Source organism: Streptomyces sp. NBC_01304 (assembly GCF_035975855.1).
Classification (GTDB): Bacteria; Actinomycetota; Actinomycetes; order Streptomycetales; family Streptomycetaceae; genus Streptomyces.
In genome coordinates this window covers 3,305,931-3,323,533 of record NZ_CP109055.1, presented here as the reverse complement: position 1 = coordinate 3,323,533, position 17,603 = coordinate 3,305,931, and the positions used below count along the sequence as shown (strand labels likewise).

Annotated in this window: 18 protein-coding genes; 14 read left to right on the top strand and 4 right to left on the bottom strand. The window is 69.9% G+C overall.

What is annotated here, in order from left to right:
- Positions 1 to 2: 2 nt before the first annotated feature.
- Together OG430_RS14475 and OG430_RS14470 are read right to left on the bottom strand one after the other, a co-directional pair.
- Complete coding sequence (locus OG430_RS14475; RefSeq protein WP_327352897.1) at positions 3 to 1,325, bottom strand: D-arabinono-1,4-lactone oxidase; 1,323 nt, start codon at positions 1,323 to 1,325, stop codon at positions 3 to 5.
- Entirely contained in the window at positions 1,282 to 2,526 is a 1,245-nt protein-coding gene (locus OG430_RS14470) for an MFS transporter (RefSeq protein ID WP_327352896.1), read from the bottom strand. The genes OG430_RS14475 and OG430_RS14470 overlap by 44 nt, the downstream gene beginning before the upstream one ends.
- Positions 2,527 to 2,656: 130 nt before the next feature.
- Here OG430_RS14470 and OG430_RS14465 point away from each other — a divergent pair, with 130 nt between their 5' ends.
- Positions 2,657 to 3,784 (top strand): ferrochelatase, encoded by a 1,128-nt coding sequence (locus tag OG430_RS14465; RefSeq protein ID WP_327352895.1) that lies wholly within the window; start codon positions 2,657 to 2,659, stop codon positions 3,782 to 3,784.
- Positions 3,785 to 3,794: 10 nt separating this feature from the next.
- Entirely contained in the window at positions 3,795 to 4,598 is an 804-nt protein-coding gene (locus tag OG430_RS14460) for an inositol monophosphatase family protein (RefSeq protein WP_327352894.1), read from the top strand.
- A gap of 89 nt (positions 4,599 to 4,687) precedes the next feature.
- Here OG430_RS14460 and OG430_RS14455 read toward each other — a convergent pair whose 3' ends face one another.
- The gene (locus OG430_RS14455) at positions 4,688 to 4,849 is read right to left on the bottom strand and encodes a hypothetical protein (RefSeq protein ID WP_327352893.1); all 162 of its coding nucleotides are present in this window, start codon (positions 4,847 to 4,849) and stop codon (positions 4,688 to 4,690) included.
- A 307-nt stretch (positions 4,850 to 5,156) separates the two neighbouring features.
- Here OG430_RS14455 and OG430_RS14450 point away from each other — a divergent pair, with 307 nt between their 5' ends.
- The 4 genes from OG430_RS14450 to OG430_RS14435 all read left to right on the top strand — a co-directional run bounded on the left by OG430_RS14450 (position 5,157) and on the right by OG430_RS14435 (position 8,744).
- Entirely contained in the window at positions 5,157 to 5,810 is a 654-nt protein-coding gene (locus OG430_RS14450; protein WP_327352892.1) for a response regulator transcription factor, read from the top strand.
- A gap of 9 nt (positions 5,811 to 5,819) precedes the next feature.
- Entirely contained in the window at positions 5,820 to 7,067 is a 1,248-nt protein-coding gene (locus OG430_RS14445; protein WP_327352891.1) for a sensor histidine kinase, read from the top strand.
- A gap of 398 nt (positions 7,068 to 7,465) precedes the next feature.
- Positions 7,466 to 7,762 carry a DUF4193 domain-containing protein gene (locus tag OG430_RS14440; protein ID WP_282512126.1) on the top strand — a complete coding sequence of 99 codons (297 nt, stop codon included), beginning with the start codon at positions 7,466 to 7,468 and terminating at the stop codon, positions 7,760 to 7,762.
- A gap of 13 nt (positions 7,763 to 7,775) precedes the next feature.
- On the top strand, positions 7,776 to 8,744 hold the full coding sequence (locus OG430_RS14435; RefSeq protein ID WP_327352890.1) for a hypothetical protein: 969 nt from the start codon (positions 7,776 to 7,778) through the stop codon (positions 8,742 to 8,744).
- An 18-nt stretch (positions 8,745 to 8,762) separates the two neighbouring features.
- Here the strand turns inward: OG430_RS14435 and OG430_RS14430 are convergent, their stop codons facing one another.
- On the bottom strand, positions 8,763 to 9,212 hold the full coding sequence (locus tag OG430_RS14430) for a DUF3093 domain-containing protein (protein ID WP_327352889.1): 450 nt from the start codon (positions 9,210 to 9,212) through the stop codon (positions 8,763 to 8,765).
- A 58-nt stretch (positions 9,213 to 9,270) separates the two neighbouring features.
- Here OG430_RS14430 and OG430_RS14425 point away from each other — a divergent pair, with 58 nt between their 5' ends.
- The 8 genes from OG430_RS14425 (at position 9,271) to OG430_RS14390 (ending at position 17,538) form a co-directional block, all read left to right on the top strand.
- Complete coding sequence (locus tag OG430_RS14425; RefSeq protein ID WP_327352888.1) at positions 9,271 to 9,855, top strand: PaaI family thioesterase; 585 nt, start codon at positions 9,271 to 9,273, stop codon at positions 9,853 to 9,855.
- Positions 9,856 to 9,887: 32 nt separating this feature from the next.
- Positions 9,888 to 10,403, top strand: coding sequence for a dUTP diphosphatase (gene dut, locus OG430_RS14420; RefSeq protein WP_327359092.1), 516 nt, complete (start codon positions 9,888 to 9,890; stop codon positions 10,401 to 10,403).
- 1 nt (position 10,404) lies between these two features.
- Positions 10,405 to 11,181, top strand: a complete 777-nt coding sequence (locus OG430_RS14415) for a DUF3710 domain-containing protein (RefSeq protein WP_327352887.1) — start codon at positions 10,405 to 10,407, stop codon at positions 11,179 to 11,181.
- 290 nt (positions 11,182 to 11,471) lie between these two features.
- Positions 11,472 to 12,674, top strand: a complete 1,203-nt coding sequence (locus OG430_RS14410; RefSeq protein WP_327352886.1) for an alginate lyase family protein — start codon at positions 11,472 to 11,474, stop codon at positions 12,672 to 12,674.
- A gap of 167 nt (positions 12,675 to 12,841) precedes the next feature.
- Positions 12,842 to 15,382: a sensor histidine kinase KdpD gene (locus OG430_RS14405; protein WP_327352885.1), complete on the top strand. Its 2,541-nt coding sequence runs from the start codon at positions 12,842 to 12,844 to the stop codon at positions 15,380 to 15,382.
- 235 nt (positions 15,383 to 15,617) lie between these two features.
- Positions 15,618 to 16,304 (top strand): response regulator, encoded by a 687-nt coding sequence (locus tag OG430_RS14400; protein ID WP_327352884.1) that lies wholly within the window; start codon positions 15,618 to 15,620, stop codon positions 16,302 to 16,304.
- A 91-nt stretch (positions 16,305 to 16,395) separates the two neighbouring features.
- Positions 16,396 to 16,794: an OB-fold nucleic acid binding domain-containing protein gene (locus OG430_RS14395; RefSeq protein ID WP_327352883.1), complete on the top strand. Its 399-nt coding sequence runs from the start codon at positions 16,396 to 16,398 to the stop codon at positions 16,792 to 16,794.
- Positions 16,795 to 16,797: 3 nt separating this feature from the next.
- A complete protein-coding gene (locus OG430_RS14390; RefSeq protein WP_327352882.1) occupies positions 16,798 to 17,538 on the top strand; it encodes a DUF3159 domain-containing protein in 741 nt (246 codons plus the stop codon).
- The last annotated feature ends 65 nt before the right edge of the window (positions 17,539 to 17,603 follow it).

Genomic DNA, 17,603 nt, shown 5'->3' with positions numbered 1-17,603 from the left:
CCTCAGTCGCCCAGGACCCGGCGCAGGTAGTCGTTGCCGAAGAGCCGGTCCGGGTCCAGGCGGTCGCGCAGGGCGGTGAACTCGGCGAAGCGCGGATAGACCGAGGCGAAGTAGTCCGCGTCGCGCGTGTGCACCTTGCCCCAGTGCGGCCGGCCCTCGTGCGCGGTGAAGATGCGCTCGGCGGCGGTGAAGTAGGACTGGTACGGCGTGCCCTTGTACATGTGCACCGCGATGTACGCACTGCCGCGGCCGGACGCCGTGGACAGCGCGATGTCGTCGGCGGGGGCGGTGCGGACCTCGACCGGGAAGCTGACGCGCAGGTCCGAACCCTCGACCATGGCGCGCAGTTCACGCAGCGCCGGGACCAGGGCCTCGCGCGGGACGGCGTACTCCATCTCCACGAAGCGCACCCGGCGCGGCGAGGTGAAGACCTTGTAAGGGATGTCCGTGTACGTACGCGCGGACAGCGCCTTGCTGGAGATCTTGGCGATCGACGGGATGGTGGCCGGGACGGCCCGGCCCAGTGAATTGACCACCTGGAAAAGGCCGTTGGAGAGGACCTCGTCCTCGAAGAAGCCGCTGACCGCGCCGACCGGCTTCTCCGGGCCCGCGCTGCGGTTGTTGCGCTTGGTGTTGCAGTTGCCGGTGTGCGGGAACCAGTAGAACTCGAAGTGCTCGTTCTCGGTGAAGTGCTGCTCGAATTCGTCCGTCACGCGGTCGAAGCCCATGGGCTCCTCGCGGGCCGTGAGCAGGAAGATCGGCTCCACGGCGAAGGTGATCGCGGTGATGACGCCGAGCGCGCCGATGCCGATCCGGGCGGCCGCGAAGACGTCCGCGTTCTCCTTCTCGGAGCACGTGAGGACCCGGCCGTCCGCGGTGACCAGCTCAAGTTCCCGGATCTGTGCGGAGATCGAGGCCGAGTCACGGCCCGTGCCGTGGGTGCCGGTGCTGGTGGCGCCCGCGACGGTCTGCTCCATGATGTCGCCCATGTTCGTGAGCGACAGGCCCTCGCGGGCCAGGGCGAGATTGAGGCGCTTGAGCGGGGTGCCGGCCTCCACCGTGACGGTGCGGGCCTCGCGGTCGATCCTGCGGATGCCGGTGAGGAGATCGGGGCGTATCAGGACGCCGTCGGTGGCGGCGGCCGCGGTGAAGGAGTGCCCGGTGCCGACGGCCTTGACCTTGTGACCGTCCTCGGACGCGCGGCGCAGGGCGGCGGCGAGTTCGTCGACCGAGGCGGGCGTGACCTCCGAGACGGGCCGGGCGCTGACATTGCCCGCCCAGTTACGCCACGCTGTGCTCTGCCGGCTTTCCGTCGTGCTGCTCATGAGCCCCTCCCCGCTGCGGCACCGGCCTGTTCAGCCGGCGATACCCCAGGAGCCCGACGACGACCGCGGCGGCGCCGGCGACTCCCGGTACCGCGTACCCGGCGTCCGCCCCGGCCGAGTCGATGACCCAGCCGGCCGCCGACGAGCCGAGCGCGATACCGACGGCGAGGCCCGTGCTCACCCAGGTCATGCCTTCGGTCAGTTTCGCGCGTGGTACGTGCTGCTCGACGAGGGCCATGGTGGTCACCATCGTCGGTGCGATGGAGAGGCCCGCGACAAAGAGCGCCGCGGCCAGGAACGGAAGGCTCCCGACCAGTTGCAGCGGGATCATACTCACGGCCATCGCACACACACCAAGGAGCCACCTGCGGGCGGGCGCCCCCTTGAGATGGAGCAGCCCGAAGACGACTCCGGCCAGGCAGGAGCCGAGTGCGTAGATCGCGAGCACCACGCTCGCCAGGGCCTTGTGGCCCTCCTCCTCGGCGAAGGCGACGGTCACCACGTCGATCGCGCCGAAGATCGTGCCGGTGGCGACGAAGGTCAGTACGAGGACCTGCAGTCCCGGCGAGCGCAGCGCCGAGCCCTTGCCGTGCTGCTCGCGCGGGTGCGGCACGGGCTCCGTGCCGCGCTGCGCGGTCAGCCAGAAGACGCCCACGCCCAGGAACACCGCGGCGAGCAGCGGGCCCGCCTCCGGGAACCACACCGTGGACAGGCCGATCGAGACGATCGGCCCGAAGATGAAGCACACCTCGTCGACGACGGACTCGAAGGAGTACGCGGTGTGCAGCTTGCGGGAGTTCATCCGGTAGATCGCCGCCCAGCGCGACCGGATCATCGATCCCACACTCGGTACGCAGCCGACGAAGGCCGAGAACACGAAGAGCACCCAGTCCGCGAGCTCCAGCTGCACCGAGATCAGCAGCCCGGTGACGGCGGCGAGCGAGATCAGCGTCGCGGGCCGCAGCACCCGCCGCTGCCCGTGCCGGTCGACCAGGCGCGAGATCTGCGGCCCGATCACGGCGGCCGACAGCGCGACGGTCGCGGACAGCGCCCCCGCAAGCCCGTACCGCCCCGTGACCTGCGAAACCATCGTCACGATGCCGATGCCCATCATCGCCAGCGGCAGCCGCCCGAGAAACCCGGCAGCGGAGAAGCCGCGCGTGCCGGGGGAGGCGAAGATCTCGCGGTAGGGGCTGGGCAAGGGACTGCTCCGGTGCGGCTCAGGTAAGGCGTGAAGGTGGCCGATACAGCTTACGACCGCCGCGGCGCGGCCGCACCGTGGTTCTCGGGGCAAATCCAGCGCCTCGCCAGGACGTGGCAGGATCGAAGGCATGCCCGACTCGCTTGACTGCACCCCCTATGACGCCCTGCTGCTGCTCTCGTTCGGCGGCCCCGAAGGCCCGGACGACGTCGTCCCGTTCCTGGAGAACGTGACCAAGGGCCGCGGCATCCCCAAGGAGCGGCTCAAGGAGGTGGGGCAGCACTACTTCCTGTTCGACGGCATCAGCCCGATCAACGCCCAGAACCGCGCCCTGCTCGACGCCCTGCGCAAGGACTTCGCCGAGCACGGCCTGGACCTGCCGGTCTACTGGGGCAACCGCAACTGGGCCCCGTACCTCACCGACGTCCTGCGCGACATGGTCAACGACGGCCACCGCCGCATCCTGGTCCTCACCACCAGCGCCTACACCTCGTACTCGGGCTGCCGCCAGTACCGCGAGAACCTCGCCGACTCGCTCGCCGCCCTGCAGGCCGAGGGCCTGCCGCTGCCGAAGATCGACAAGCTGCGCCAGTACTTCAACCACCCCGGCTTCGTACGCCCCATGATCGACGGCGTACTCGAATCGCTCGCGTCCCTCCCCGAGGACGTACGAACCGGCGCACACCTCGCCTTCACCACGCACTCCATCCCCGACTCGGCGGCGGACACCTCCGGCCCGGTCGAGGGGCACGGCGAGGGCGGTGCGTACGTCCGTCAGCATCTGGACGTCGCGCAGGTGATCGCCGATGCCGTACGCGAGCAGACCGGCGTCGACCGGCCCTGGCAGCTCGTCTACCAGTCGCGTTCCGGCGCCCCGCACATCCCGTGGCTCGAGCCCGACATCTGTGATCACCTGGAGGAGCAGCACGGCGCGGGCGTCCCCGCGGTCGTCATGGTCCCCATCGGGTTCGTCTCGGACCACATGGAGGTCCTGTACGACCTCGACACCGAGGCCACCGCCAAGGCCGCCGAGCTCGGCCTCCCGGTCGCCCGCTCGGCGACGGTCGGCGCGGACCCGCGGTTCGCCGGGGCCGTCCGCGACCTCGTCCTGGAGCGCGCGGCCGCCGAGCGCGGCGCGGACCCGGAGCGCTGCGCCCTCGGGACGCTCGGCGCGAGCCACGACCTGTGCCCGGTCGGCTGCTGCCCGGCCCGCGCCCCGCGCCCGGCCGCGGCAGGCATCGACAGCCCCTACGCGTAAGGAACCACCTGTGTCCGACGACCAGCTCAAGGCCGAACTCCTCGACCTCGCCCTCCAGGCCGCCGATCTCGCCGGCACCTTCCTGCGCGACGGCCGCCCCGACGACCTGGGCGTGGCCGCGACCAAGTCCAGCGCGGTCGACGTCGTCACCGAGATGGACATCGCCTCCGAGAAGCTGATCACCGGTTTCCTCGCCGAGCACCGTCCCGCCGACGGCTTCCTCGGTGAGGAGGGCGCCAGCGTCGAGGGGACCAGTGGCGTGCAGTGGGTCATCGACCCGATCGACGGCACGGTCAACTACCTTTACGGCCGCCCCGCTTGGGCCGTTTCCATCGCGGCCCGCAAGGACGGCGAGACGTTTGTCGGCGTGGTCGCGGTACCGATGCAGGGCGAGACGTTCCGCGCCGTGCTCGGTCAGGGCGCGTACGTCAATGAGCGGCGCCTGACCGTACGCCCCGCGCCCCCGTTCGAGCAGACGCTGCTCGGCACCGGCTTCGGCTACCTCGCCGAGCGCCGGGTCCGGCAGGCAGAGGTGGCCCGGCAGCTGATCCCGCAGGTGCGCGACATCCGGCGCGGCGGCTCGGCGGCGATCGACCTGTGCGACGTGGCCGTGGGTCGCCTGGACGCGTACTACGAGCGGGGTCTGAACCCGTGGGACCTGGCCGCGGGCGACCTCATCGCGCGGGAGGCGGGCGCGCTGGTGGGTGGACGGCCCGGAGAGGGCCCGTCGGGCGACCTGCTGGTGGCGGGACCACCCGGGCTGTTCGAGGACCTCCAGGGGCGCCTGGAGGCGCTGGGCGCCTGGCACGACTGAGCTGTGGCTCTCCTGGGCCGAGCCGTTGCCCCTGAGCATTGAGAAGGGCCCCACACCCGACGGGTGTGGGGCCCTTCTCAATGCTCAGGTCAGGCGACCTGAACGCCGTGATCGGCGGCCAGGCGGCGCAGGTCGTCGAGCTCGGCCTGCTCGACTTCGACGAGGAAGTCGTCGCCTTCCTCGCGCGCACGATCGATGTCGGACTCGGTGGCCCTTATCCGCTGCAGGAGCCCTGCGGTGAATGCGTCCATGGTGCGCCCCCTCGTCATGGGTCGGTGGGTCGGTGGCACGGGGGTGTGCCCTCGGAAGGGGCGATCACGTCTCGTGCCAGTACCGGAAGGGGACCGGCCGTGGGCGTGCCACAGCTAAGAGTGATCGCGGGTGTAAAGCCGTCCTCCCCCCGGCCCCTTCCGAAGAAACCTCAACCGCGCGTGAATTCCGCGAATTCCCGGGCCCGAGGGCCGCCTTACGGCCGGTTTATGGCCGAAAGAGGCAGGATGGAGGCCACATCTGCGTGATCAAGCCTGTACTGAGCGGGCCCAGAGGAAGGACAGCGACGTGCGTGTACTCGTCGTCGAGGACGAGCAGCTGCTCGCCGATGCGGTTGCCACCGGACTGCGCCGGGAGGCCATGGCCGTCGACGTCGTGTACGACGGCGCGGCCGCTCTGGAGCGCATCGGTGTCAACGACTACGACGTCGTGGTGCTCGACCGGGACCTCCCCGTCGTGCACGGCGACGACGTCTGCCGCAAGATCGTCGAGCTCGGCATGCCCACCCGCGTCCTGATGCTCACCGCCTCCGGCGACGTCAGCGACCGCGTCGAGGGCCTGGAGCTGGGCGCCGACGACTACCTGCCCAAGCCCTTCGCGTTCACCGAGCTCACGGCACGCGTGCGTGCCCTGGGCCGGCGTACGACGGTGGCGCTGCCGCCCGTCCTGGAGCGCGCCGGGATCAAGCTCGACCCGAACCGCCGCGAGGTGTTCCGGGACGACAAGGAGATCCAGCTCGCGCCCAAGGAGTTCGCGGTCCTCGAGGTCCTGATGCGCTCCGAGGGCGCCGTGGTCTCGGCCGAGCAGCTCCTGGAGAAGGCCTGGGACGAGAACACCGACCCGTTCACGAACGTCGTGCGCGTGACGGTGATGACGCTCCGCCGGAAGCTCGGCGAGCCCGCGGTCATCGTGACGGTGCCCGGCTCCGGCTACCGGATCTGATCCGCCTCGATGGCCTCGACCCCGGCGCCACCGGCCGCGCCCCCGAAACCGACCTGGGACCCGGCCCGCAGCGAGCCGCCGTTCCCGTGGCTGCGCCCGACCATCCGGATACGGCTCACGCTGCTGTACGGCGGGATGTTCCTGATCGCGGGGATCCTGCTGCTCTCGATCATCTACTTGCTGGCGGCACAGGCAGTGCACGCGGGCAATCAGCTGCCCTTCCGGGTGACCGGCGGGAAGTTCACGATCGAGAGCTCCAGCTGCCCGGCGCTGCAGCAGGCCCGTGAGATCTCGCAGGACGAGTTCAACCGGTTGATGAGCCCGTGCCTCAACGTGCAGCGCCAGCACGCCCTCGACGACCTCCTCAGCCGCTCCCTCATGGCCCTGCTCGGCCTCAGCGTCATCGCGTTCGCCTTCGGCTACGCGATGGCCGGCCGCGTGCTCTCGCCGCTGGGCAGGATCACCCGTACCGCCCGTCAGGTGGCCGGCTCGGACCTGACCCGGCGGATCGAACTCGACGGCCCGGACGACGAGTTGAAGGAGCTCTCCGACACCTTCGACGAGATGCTGGACCGCCTGGAGCGGGCCTTCACGGCCCAGCAGCGGTTCGTCGCGAACGCCTCGCACGAGTTGCGTACGCCCCTCGCGATCAACCGCACGCTCCTCGAGGTGCACCTTTCCGACCCCGGTGCGCCCCCCGAGCTCCAGCAGCTCGGCAAGACCCTCCTGTCCACCAACGAGCGCAGCGAGCAGCTCGTGGAGGGCCTGCTGCTGCTCGCCCGCAGCGACAACCAGATCGTGGAGCGAAAACCGGTCGATCTCGCCGAGGTCGCCTCACGCGCCATCGACCAGGTGCGGGGCGAGGCCGCGGAGAAGGGCGTGGAGATCCGCGGAGAGCGCGGTCTGGCCGTCGTGCAGGGCAATGGCGTCCTCCTGGAGCGCATCGCACTGAACCTCGTCCAGAACGCCGTCCGGTACAACGTGCCTGATGAGGGCTGGGTCGAGGTCAGAACCGAGTCCCAGCACGGCCAGGCGGTCCTGCTGGTGTCGAACACGGGGCCCGTGGTCCCCGCGTACGAGATCGACAACCTCTTCGAGCCGTTCCGGCGGCTGCGTCAGGACCGGACCGGCAGCGACAAGGGTGCGGGTCTCGGACTGTCCATCGCCCGGTCGGTGGCACAGGCCCACGGGGGCCGTATCATCGCGGAGCCGCGCGAGGGGGGTGGTCTCGTGATGCGAGTCACCCTGCCGATCTGAGATGCTGCTCCGGATTCGCCGCGAGGTTCTGCTTTGAGCGGAATTTTCGGGACCTGGTCCCGGGAGATCCGTGTGGAATCGATCACAGAGGCGAATTTCAGGCCATCTACTCTCCGTGATCGCGAAAGTCGTTGAAAAGCCGGGAAAATCCGGGTTTTCAAGGGTCTTGATCACGGGAAGTACACGGGGTGGCGCCCGTGAAGTGCGACAAACGGACCGTGTACGGTCCCGATCGCCATCCAAGACGATCACCTCTTCAGGGGTGCGGTTGGGTGTCGATTGAGTAACAGACCTTGATGTGAGGCAAAATCTCCGCCTCGGGTCGGGCACAAGTCCGGCCTCTCACGCGTTACGTGCGCTGGAGACACCCGCAGACACCCAGAGGGGGAGAGCGCGACATGGCTACGGATTACGACACCCCACGCAAGACCGATGACGACGTCGACTCGGACAGCCTTGAAGAACTGAAGGCTCGCCGGAACGACAAGTCCACCTCGTCCGTCGACGTCGACGAGTTCGAGGCCGCAGAGGGCATGGAGCTGCCCGGCGCAGACCTCTCCAACGAGGAACTGGCCGTTCGGGTCCTGCCCAAGCAGCAGGACGAGTTCACCTGCATGAGCTGCTTCCTGGTGCACCACCGCTCACAGCTGGCCCGGGAGAAGAACGGCCAGCCCATCTGCCGCGACTGCGACTGAGCAGAGGTCGGCCGTGACTGGCTCGACTCCGCCCCGGAAGAAGTTCTTCCGGAAGCGGCACGCGGACGGTGACCTGTCCATGGGCGCACGTGACGGCGAGCGGGGCCTTCCGGCCTCGCTCGAAGCTGCGGGCGACGTGGACGGGGTGAGCACAGACATCACGCAGCACAGCGGGCACTCAGAGCTCGCGGAGGACACAGAGATCGGGCCCTCGGCCTCGCCGACGGCCAGGCCCGGTCGACTGGCCTCCAAAAAATCCGGGGACCGGCTGGCCTCCGTGAAGGCAGGAGTCCGTACCGGAGTCCGCAAGGGCGGTCAGAGCGCCAAGGCCGGGATCGGCTACCTCGCCGACCGGATCATCGAGAACGCGCCGCGCATCCCGGTCCGCGATCTCACCGCCCTGCAGAAACAGTTCCCGGGCCTCGGGCCCGAGCAGATCGCCGACAAGCTGATCACCGGCGCCTCGGCCGCGACCTCCACCGTGGGCGCGGGAGTCGGTGCGGCGGCCATGCTGCCGGTGCCGCCCGCGATGCCGGCCGAACTGGCCGCGGAGATCACCGGCGTTGCCGCGATCGAGCTGAAGCTCATCGCGGAGCTGCACGAGGTCTACGGGCTGCGCCCACCGGGCAATCTCAAGCAACGTACGACCGCGTATCTGACCGCCTGGTCCCAGGAGCGCGGGATCGACGTGGCCAAGCCGTCGACGCTGAACGCCGCCCTGGGCGGCCAGATGAAGCGCGAGCTGCGCCAGCAGATCATGAAGCGGATGGTCCGGAACTTGCCGAACCTGATGCCGTTCATGGTGGGCGCCGCGATCGGGGCGGTCATGAACCGCCGCGACACGAAGAAGCTCGCCGCCAAGGTGCGCAAGGACCTGCAGGCCCACCAAGTGCCTTGGGACGCCTTGCCGGAGCTTGCTCCGCTGGAGCCGGTGAAGGATCCGCTGGATCTGGGCAGGCATCCACGGGAGCTCGGGCAGTAAGCAGGATTTTGGCCCGACTCAGGACTGGGCCAGCTTGCTCGCCAGCTGCTCCGGGTTCCGCGTCGAGAGGTACACGTACGGGGTCGGGTCCTCGGGGTCCGTCACCGGGATCCGCACCGCCGTCGGGATGTAGCTCCGCAGCACCATGAACGCCCTGGGATCGGCCCTGTGGGAGCGCCAGGCGCGCGCCTCGGCGGCGTCCAGGACCTCGGCCTCACCGAGGGCCGTCAGCGGGATGCGGGCGTCGCCTGCGACCAGTGAGCCCGCCACGACACGGATCCTGGCCGAGCCGTAGGAACTCACCGCGACCGCCGCGAGGGCCGCGCCGCCGATCAGGCCGCCGAGCATGGGCACGGCGCCGAGCGGCAGCAGCATCAGGCCGCAGGCGATGCCGATCAGACCCGCGATCACCCACCAGGAGCGGGGTGCGGTCAGGCGTTCGTCGTAAGTTTCGGCCGAGAGCTGCATGTGGCCAAGCTTGGCACGGTGCGAATGCTCCAAGGCCGCGCGGGTAAGGTCTGCGCCTGTGAGTGGACGAACACCAGCGTTGACGCCCCCGGACGACGCCTCGGCGCCCGTGCGGCACCCCGATGCGCCCGCCCCCGGCGAGCTGCTCGGCGCGCACTATGAGCACTGTTTCGGCTGCGGCCACGGCCAGCCGCACGGACTGCACCTCGAGGCGCGGGCGGCCCAAGGCGTCGCGATCACCGCCGAGTTCACCGTGAAGCCGGAGCACCAGGGTGCCCCCGGGCTCGCCCACGGCGGCGTACTGGCCACCGCGCTCGACGAGACCCTCGGCTCGCTGAACTGGCTGCTGAGAGTCATCGCCGTCACCGGCAGACTCGAGACCGACTTCGTGCGGCCCGTGCCGGTGGACACCGTGCTGTACCTGGAGGCCGAGGTCACCGCGGTCGCCGGCCGGAAGATCTACTCGACGGCCACCGGGCGGATCGGCGGCCCCGAGGGGCCCGTCGCGGTCCGTGCCGACGCCCTGTTCATCGAGGTCAAGGTCGACCACTTCATCGACAACGGCCGCCCGGCCGAGATCCAGGCGGCCATGAGCGACCCGGACCAGATCCGGCGTGCCCGTGCCTTCGAGGTGAACCCGTGACCCCTGAGTTCAGCGAGGTGTCCGTGCCCGTGGTGACCCGCGAGCCCGTGGACGTACTGATCCGGCGTGTGGACCCCGAGGTTCCGCTGCCGCGCTATGCGAAGCCCGGCGACGCCGGAGCCGACCTGGTCACCACCGAGGCATGCGAACTCGCCCCGGGGGAGCGGACGGTGTTGCCCACGGGGGTGTCCATCGCGCTGCCCGAGGGGTACGCGGCCTTCGTGCATCCCCGCTCGGGCTTGGCCGCACGCTGCGGTGTCGCCCTCGTGAATGCCCCAGGGACGGTGGATGCCGGGTACCGTGGAGAGATCAAGGTGATCGTGGTGAATCTCGACCCGCGCGAGAGTGTGAGGTTCGAGCGCTTCGACCGGATTGCCCAACTGGTCGTCCAGCAGGTCGAGAAGGTGCGCTTCCACGAGGTGGCGCAGCTTCCGGACTCGGCGCGGGCCGAGGGGGGCTTCGGGTCCACTGGTGGTCATTCCGCCGTGGACGGCCCAAAGGGTGGGAATCGATACGCTTCGGTCGTATCCGACCGGGAAGGACAGTGACGTGTTCGGACGTCGTAAGAAGGATGCCGCCGACGATGCGGCCGGCGAGGCCGAGCAGGTCGTCGACGGAGTGGACGCCGACGAGGTGGACTCGGCGGACGACGACGAGCCGCGACGGTTGAACCTGCCGCCGGCCCCCCGTCCCGACGGACCCTGGGACGTCTCCGAGGTCGGCGCGCCCGGCGAGGGCCGGGTCGACCTGGGTGGCATCTTCGTGCCCGGGGTCGAGGGCATGGAGCTTCGGGTGGAGGTCGCGGGCGACGCGATCGTCGCGGCCACCGTGGTGCTGCGCGACAGCGCCGTGCAGCTGCAGGCCTTCGCCGCCCCCAAGAAGGAGGGCATCTGGGGCGAGGTCCGCGAGGAGATCGCCTCCGGCATCACCCAGCAGGGCGGTGTCGTGGACGAGCTCGAGGGCCCGCTCGGCTGGGAGCTGCGGGCGCAGGTCCCGGTGCAGCTGCCGGACGGCACCGGTGGTGTCCAGGTGGTGCGCTTCATCGGCTGTGACGGGCCGCGCTGGTTCCTGCGCGGTGTGATCTCGGGCCAGGGTGCGGTGCAGCCGGAGGCCGCCGGAGTGCTCGAGCAGATCTTCAAGGACGCCGTGGTCGTCCGTGGCGAATCGCCGATGGCGCCGCGTGACCCGATCGTCCTGAAGCTGCCGGACGACGCTCAGATGGTCGCCGAGGGCGTCCAGCAGCAGGAGAGCGACGAGGAAGGATCCCGCTTCGCCGGCGGGATGGGGCAGCTGGCCCGTGGCCCGGAGATCACCGAGGTCCGCTAGTACGCTGCCGCTCATTGCGTCGAAGGCCGGAGGGCCGCACCCCGTGGGGTGTGGCCCTCCGGCCTTTTCGGGTGTTCGGGGGTGCGTTATGGAGAGTGCGTCATCTGCGGGTCGGTGGGGGCTGGGCGCGCAGTTCCCCGCGCCCCTTCGGGGCACGAACCTCAGGCGCTCAGCTGGGGGTCTTTCTTCAAGCCTTGACGGAACTCTGGTCCGTACCTATGGTCAGCGGCCATCGCGCGTGTTCATAAATCCAAGCATCGTTCACATACGAGAACGAGGATGGCCCCCACATGCCCCGCAGAGCCCAGATATCCCTCAGGCCCCGCTTAGCGCTCCTCGCCACCGCCGTGGCCCTCGTCGCCGGGTTCCTCGCCTGGCCCGCCGCCGACCACGCGGGCGCCGCCCCGGCCGCCTTCACGCATCCCGGAGTCGCCGTCTCCCGCGGGCAGTTGGACTTCGCCCGGGACAAGGTCAACGCCGGGGCCCAGCCCTGGAAGGGCGCCTTCGACCAGCTGAAGGCGAGCAAGTACGCCTCGCTGTCCCGGACGGCCAAGCCCCGCGCCGTCGTCGAGTGCGGCTCCTACTCCAACCCCAACTACGGCTGTACGGACGAGCGTGAGGACGCGATAGCCGCGTACACCACGGCACTTGCCTGGTACGTCACCCGGGACGAGCGCTACGCCAAGAAGTCGATCGAGCTGATGGACGCCTGGTCCGGCGTCATCAAGGACCACACCAACAGCAACGCCAAGCTGCAGACCGGCTGGGCCGGCTCCTCCTGGCCCAAGGCCGCCGAGATCATCAAGTACACGTACAGCGGCGGCTGGCCGAACTCCGCGCGCTTCGCCGGCATGCTGCGCGACGTCTATCTGCCCGAGATCATCGGCGGCTCGCACTCCAACGGGAACTGGGAGCTGTCGATGATGGAGGCGGCCGTCGGCATCTCCGTCTTCATCGAGGACAAGGCGTCGTACGACAAGGCCGTCGCCAAGTTCCGCGGCCGGGTGCCCGCGTACATCTATCTCTCCTCCGACGGCGCGCTGCCGAAGGCCGCGCCCGGCAGCGGGCTCGACACCCGCGACGAGCTCGTGAACTACTGGCAGGGGCAGTCCACCTTCGTCACCGGGCTCACCCAGGAGACCTGCCGCGACTTCACGCACACCGGGTACGGCCTCTCGGCGATCTCGCACATCGCGGAGACCAGCCGCATCCAGGGCCAGGACCTCTATCCAGAGGTCGGGGAGCGGCTGCGGCAGGCGCTCGGGTTCCAGGCCAAGTACGAGCTGGGCGAGGCGCCGCCGAGCTGGCTGTGCGGCGGGTCCGTGAAGCGGGGCCTCGGGCCGGTCACCGAGGTCGGGTACAACGCCCTGCACAACCGCCTCGGGCACGCCATGAGCAACACCGAGAAGCTGACCCTGCAGAACCGTCCCGCCGGCTCCAACAACCTGTTCGTGGCCTGGGAGACGCTGACCCACGGGGACAACCCGGCCTGAGCCGCGTCACCCGCGTCACTCGGCCCGCGTCACCTGGCCGGGCCCGGCCGGGGCATCAGAATCGCGTCAAATCCGATGTCCCGGCCACCCCCCGTTCCGTTATGCCGGAAATCTGGCCCGTAAGGTCTACGCAGCGTGCACAGCACTTTTCGGAAGACAATGGGGCCATGGGACGCGGCAAGCTTCGGATCTACCTCGGTTCCGCACCGGGCGTCGGCAAGACATACGCGATGCTCTCCGAGGCCCACCGCAGGGTGGAGCGCGGCACCGACCTCGTCGTCGCCTTCGTCGAGCACCACGGCCGGCCGCGCACCGAGGTGATGCTGCACGGCCTGGAGCAGATCTCCCGCGTCGAGCTCGAATACCGCGGCAGTACCTTCACCGAGCTGGACGTCGACGCGGTCCTCGCCCGCCGCCCCGCCGTCGCCCTCGTCGACGAGCTGGCCCACACCAACGTGCCGGGCTCGCGCAACGCCAAGCGCTGGCAGGACGTCGAGGAGCTGCTCGCGGCAGGCATCGACGTGATATCGACCGTCAACATCCAGCATCTTGAGTCGCTGGGTGACGTGGTTGAGTCGATCACCGGTGTACGTCAACGGGAGACGGTCCCCGACGAAGTGGTGCGCCGGGCCGACCAGATCGAACTGGTCGACATGTCGCCCCAGGCGCTGCGCCGGCGAATGGCGCACGGGAACATCTACAAGGCCGACAAGGTCGACGCGGCCCTCTCCAACTACTTCCGCCCCGGCAACCTCACCGCCCTGCGCGAGCTCGCCCTGCTCTGGGTGGCGGACCGGGTCGACGAATACCTCCAGCAGTACCGCGGCGAGCACAACATCCGCTCCACCTGGCAGGCCCGCGAGCGCATCGTCGTAGGGCTCACGGGCGGGCCCGAGGGGCGCACGCTGATCCGCCGGGCCTCGCGGATGGCGGCCAAGGGCTCGGGCAGCGAGATCCTCGCCGTCTACATCGCCCGCAGCGACGGGCTGACCTCCGCGTCCCCGAAGGAACTGGCCGTCCAGCGCACCCTGGTCGAGGACCTGGGCGGCACCTTCCACCACGTCATCGGCGACGACATCCCGGCCTCGCTCCTGGAGTTCGCCCGCGGGGTCAACGCCACCCAGATCGTCCTCGGCGTCTCCCGGCGGAAGGTCTGGCAGTACGTCTTCGGGCCCGGCGTCGGCGCGAGTGTCGCCCGGGATTCCGGCCCCGACCTCGACGTCCACCTGGTCACGCACGACGCGGTCGGCAAGGGGCGCGGGCTGCCGGTGGCCCGGGGCGCGCGCCTCGGGCGGTCCCGGATCATCTGGGGCTGGCTGGTCGGCGTGGTCGGGCCCGCGCTGCTCGCACTGCTGCTCACCAACATCGACGCCGACCTCGGCCTGCCCAACGACATGCTGCTGTTCCTGTCGCTGACGGTGGCCGCCGCCCTGCTCGGCGGGCTGGGGCCGGCCCTGGCCTCGGCCGCTTTCGGGTCGCTGCTCCTGAACTACTTCTTCACGGCGCCGACCCACCGGTTCACCATCGCCGACAGCCGGAACATCGTGGCGATCATCGTCTTCGTCGGGGTCGGGGTGGCGGTGGCGTCCGTGGTGGACCTGGCCGCCCGGCGCACGCATCAGGCGGCACGGCTGCGGGCCGAGTCGGAGATCCTGTCCTTCCTCGCCGGGAGCGTGCTGCGCGGCGAGACCACCCTGGACGCGCTGCTCGAACGGGTCCGGGAGACCTTCGGAATGGAGTCCGTGGCCCTGCTGGAGCGGGCTAGCGACGTCGACCCGTGGACCTGCGCGGGCAGCGTCGGCCCCCGGCAGCTGGGCCGCCCCGAGGACGCCGACGTGGACATGCCGGTCGGCGACCACATGGCGCTCGCCCTGTCGGGGCGGGTGCTCCCGGCCGAGGACCGCCGGGTCCTGGCCGCCTTCGCGGCGCAGGCAGCCGTCGTCCTGGACCGGCAGCGGCTCCAGGACGAGGCCGGTCAGGCCCGCGCCCTCGCGGAGGGCAACCGGATCCGCACGGCGCTGCTCGCCGCGGTCAGCCACGACCTGCGGACCCCGCTCGCGGGCATCAAGGCCTCCGTCACCTCCCTGCGCTCGGAGGACGTGGACTGGTCCGAGGCGGACCGGGCCGAGCTGCTCGAAGGCATCGAGGACGGCGCGGACCGCCTCGACCACCTGGTCGGCAACCTCCTCGACATGTCCCGCCTGCAGACCGGCACCGTCTCCCCGCTGATCAGGGACATCGACCTCGACGAGGTCGTCCCGATGGCGCTCGGCGGCGTACCGGACGGCAGCGTGGAGCTGGACATCCCCGAGACGCTGCCCATGGTCGAGGTCGACAAGGGCCTCCTGGAGCGCGCGGTCGCCAACATCGTCGAGAACGCCGTCAAGTACAGCCCCGGCGACACCCCCGCCACGGTGTCCGCCAGCGCCATCGCCGACCGCGTCGAGGTCCGCGTCGTCGACCGCGGCCCCGGTGTCCCCGACGATGCCAAGGAGCGCATCTTCGAGCCCTTCCAGCGCCATGGCGACGCCCCGCGCGGGGCGGGCGTGGGCCTCGGCCTGGCGGTGGCCCGCGGCTTCGTCGAGTCCATGGGCGGCACTCTGAACGCCGAGGACACCCCGGGCGGCGGGCTCACCATGGTGCTCACCCTGCGCGCCGGCGGCTTGCCGCCGGTCCAACCCGAGATCACCGCCCAGGTCGTGTCATGACCATGGACGTCGTACGTGGGTGGGGCCCGGTCCCGCTCACCTCTCGGGGCTGCGCCCCGGACCCCGTTTTGCGCCCACGCGGCGGAGCCGCACATGTCACAGCCCCGCGCCCCTGGGGTCGTTCGTCATCCTCCGGCCGGTGGGGGCCGGTCGCGCAGTTCCCCGCGCCCCTTACGGGGCTCGCCCCCTCACCGGAAACTCAACCCGAACCCAAACCGCAGAAAGGCAGGCCGGAATGACCCGGGTGCTCGTGGTAGACGACGAGCCGCAGATCGTACGCGCCCTCGTGATCAACCTGAAGGCGCGCAAGTACGAGGTGGACGCGGCGGCCGACGGCGCCTCCGCCCTTCAGGTCGCCGCCGCACGGCACCCCGACGTGATCGTCCTCGACCTCGGTCTGCCGGACATGGACGGCGTCGAGGTGATCAAGGGGCTGCGCGGCTGGACCCGCGTCCCGATCCTGGTGCTCTCCGCGCGGCACAGCTCCGACGAGAAGGTCGAGGCCCTCGACGCGGGCGCCGACGACTACGTCACCAAGCCCTTCGGCATGGACGAGCTCCTGGCCCGACTGCGCGCCGCCGTACGCCGTGCGGAGCCGGTCGCCGGGGCCGGGGACGACGAGGTGCTGGTGGACGCGGGGGGCTTCACCGTGGACCTGGCCGCGAAGAAGGTCCACCGCGACGGACGCGACGTACGCCTGACTCCCACCGAGTGGCACCTCCTCGAGGTACTGGTCCGTAACACCGGCCGTCTGGTCAGCCAGAAACAGCTGCTCCAGGAGGTCTGGGGGCCGTCCTACGGCACGGAGACCAACTATCTGCGGGTCTACATGGCCCAGCTGCGCCGCAAGCTGGAGGCGGACCCCTCGCATCCCGTGCACTTCATCACGGAGGCGGGGATGGGGTACCGGTTCGAGCGCTGAGCCTTCCGCCCGCGCGGGGGCGGGGGAGCCGTGGCCAATGGTGGGCCACCTCAGCTGATCCCGGTGCGGGGGACCCCGGTACGCTTCTTGTATGAGAGCTGTTCCTCGTTCAGAAAAGCCTGTGGGCCGCTTCCGGCGGATGCTCGACCGGCTGTCCTCCTCGCAGGAGGAGCTGGACTCCGAAGAGCTCCGCGAGGATGCCGAGACCGCGGGCTGTACCCGCATCTGTGACTGCCACGACCGCGAGATAGTCACCGTTGCTGGTACCTTGCGCACGGTCACCCTGCGACCACGGGCCGGAGTACCCGCCCTGGAGGCCGAACTGTTCGACGGTTCTGCCCCGCTGGACGTGGTGTGGCTCGGCAGGCGCTCCATAGTGGGTATAGAACCTGGGCGCAGGCTGATTGCATCGGGCCGGATCTCCATGAGCCGGGGCCGCCGGGTGCTGTTCAACCCGAAGTACGAACTCAGACCGCTCGGACGGGAGTAGCCGGTGACGTCTGTCGACAAGCCGACCGACCACACCACGGAGCCGTCCGCGGACGCGGACGCCAAGGCAGTGACGGAAGCAGCCCTGTTCGAGGCCTTCGGTGGCCTGCGGGGCATGGTGGAGACGGTGCTTCCGGGGCTCCTCTTCGTCACGATCTTCACGATCAACAAGGACCTGCACGTCTCGGCGATCGCCGCGCTCGCGGTGTCGCTCGCCCTGGTCGTCGTGCGCCTGGTCATGAAGGACACCGTCAAGCACGCCTTCAGCGGCGTCTTCGGCGTCGCCTTCGGTGTGGTCTTCGCGATGATGACCGGCAATGCCAAGGACTTCTATCTGCCGGGCATGCTCTACACGTTGGGCCTGGCGATCGCGTACATCGTGACGACGCTCGCCGGTGTCCCGCTGATCGGCCTGATCCTCGGCCCGGTCTTCAAGGAGAACCTCTCCTGGCGCACCCGCAACCCGGGTCGCAAGAAGGCCTATGCGAAGGCCAGTTGGGCCTGGGGCCTGATCCTGCTCGCCAAGTGCGCGATCCTCTTCCCGATGTACTGGTGGGCCGACACCACCAAGTTCGGCTGGGTGTTGATCGCCCTGAAGATCCCGCCGTTCCTGCTTGCCGTCTGGCTGACCTGGGTCTTCCTGGCGAAGGCGCCGCCGCCCATCGACGTGTTCGCCGAGATGGAGGCCGCCGAGAAGGCGGAGGCCGAGCGCAAGGCGGCCGCGGCCGAGCGTCGCGAGGCGTAGCCCGTGCGTTGATTCAACGTCCATATGCCGGGCGTACGTTGATTCAGTAGTCCATACGTTGATGG